The following is a 2079-nucleotide window of genomic DNA, read 5'->3' on the forward strand; positions in this document are numbered from 1 at the left end:
AAGGCGTCGAAGAAGTCGTTCTGCTTGGCGAACTTGTCGGCCAGAACCCCGGCGCTGGTGGCGACGCTGCTCCACAGCCCCTTGTCGTTTTTCACCCGGACCGACACGTAGTACGTCTGGCCGTCGGCCGCGGTGAAACTCGCGTTGATCGTCCCGCCGGGCGCCGTGATGGTCCCCGTGGTCCACGGCCGGGTGTTGGTGCCGCCGGGCGTGGTCCCCACGGCGTACTGGTACTGGCTGAGGAGGGACTGGGGGTCGGTGGACGCGTAATAGATGACCGGTGTGGCCAGGCCGGTATTCGGATCCCACGCCTCCAAATATCCCTTGCCCTCGCCCACGACCACCACCGGCTGGGACGGCGGCGTGTCGTCCAGGGGGACCGGGTCCACGGAACCGCCCTGGTGGTAGAAGTAATCCCACGCCAGGTTCTGCTGATAGGCCAGAAGGCGGACCTGGTAGATGTCGATGGCATGACCGGCGGGATCGTCCAGGATGAAATCGGCACCGAACGCGCTCACGTACAGGCGGGAGATGTCCGGGTTGGCGCCGTTGTCGATGAACTCATGCTCGACGAAGAACAAATAGTCCTGGCCCTGGACGATCTGAGCGCTGGTGGCTCCGCTGGCGACCAGGCAGCCGTTGACATATTTCCGGAAGGAGTGCCAGCAGATCTCGTTCGCCTCGTACGTGAACCGCAGCACGTAATAGCCCTGGAGGCCCTCCAGGCGCACCTCGAACCAACTGTCGCTGTCATAGGCGGCTAACGGCCGGAGGACCGCCTCGAACGTGAACTTGGGCGCGGGACGAAGCTTGCGCTTCAACCCGGCCAGTCCGGAGCCGGGGGCGATGATCACGGAGTCGGTCGCCGCGTCATGGGTGATGGACTGGTAGGCCGGGTCGTACTCCTTTTCCAGCACGCTGCTGTCAAGGGGGCCCGGATCCGTGAAGTCGCCGGACTCGGCGGTATAGACCAGACCGGGTACGTATTGGAAGGTGGCGCTGGTGATGGGCACCGGGGTCACCGCCATGGACGTGTTGGTGGCCGTGACGCAGAGGCGGTAGGTGTGCCCGGCCACCAGGTTGGCGTTGGGGAGGACGAACCGGCCGGCCGCGCCCTGCGTCCAGCGGTAATCCGGCGCCCCGCCGGCGGTCTCGTCCTTGAGCCCGATGTGGTAACAGGCCACCACGGAGTCCGGTTCCGCCGCCTCGGGGAAATTCACCAGCAGCACCTGCTTCGAGGCGATGACGGGGAACTCGTCGGTCGGCTGGTGGTAGCTCAGGACGACGATCGCCCCGGCCGGGAATTCCGGCGGCGTGGCATCGGAGAAGGTGGTGGCCGAACGCTCGACGGACGGCGCACTGGTGTTGCCGGCGGTGTCCACGGCCACCACCTGGTAGTAGTAGGTCACGCCGTTGAGCAGGCCGTCGTCCACGTACGTGGTGTCCGCGCCCACTGCGGGGGCGCACAGGGCGATCCGTTTGTCTTCGCCCAGCACGAATCCAGGGTTGGTGTCCCGGTAGATGTGGAACTCGGCCAGCCGGCCGCAGTCGGCGCCGGTCATGGTCAGGTGGATGGACTGGTAGTCCAGGGTTTGGGCCGACTTGAAATTGACGGTGGGCGCGATGGTGTCCTCAGCGTGAACAGTCACGGCCAGCGCCCCCGACTTGAAATCGAGTGCGAGGTCATCCGAGCAGAAGTTGTCCACCCGGGCGCGGTAATAATAGGTGGTGTCCTGGGTGACGCTCTTGGTCTGCCAGATGGTGTTGCCCTGGCTGTACACGGGGGTGGCGGTGAAGGTGGCGAACGACGGATCGGTGCTCTCGTCGAGGTACATCTGGTTGAGCGAACTCCAATTCTGGCACCCCACGACGAGTTTGTAGGGCAGGCCGCTCACGGCGCAGGCGTTGCCGGTGAGGCTCAATTGGTGTGGATTCGGGTAATATCGCACCCGAACATGGTTGTCGGACGTGACGGCGGCGGTGGTCCCGTCGGCATACTCGGCCCGGCCCTTAAACCGATAATAGTAAGTGCCGGCAGTGTAGGGACTGTTTTCGATGGATACCTGCCGGTCATAGATC

At 64.6% G+C, this 2079-nt stretch carries 1 protein-coding gene; it reads right to left on the reverse strand.

Annotated elements, in window-relative coordinates; translation table 11 throughout:
- Positions 1 to 2079, reverse strand: a 2079-nt coding sequence (locus tag GX414_07410) for a hypothetical protein (protein NLI46918.1), incomplete at both ends; no start/stop codon positions are given.

It is taken from the genome of Acidobacteriota bacterium (assembly GCA_012517875.1).
Classification (GTDB): domain Bacteria; phylum Acidobacteriota; class JAAYUB01; order JAAYUB01; family JAAYUB01; genus JAAYUB01.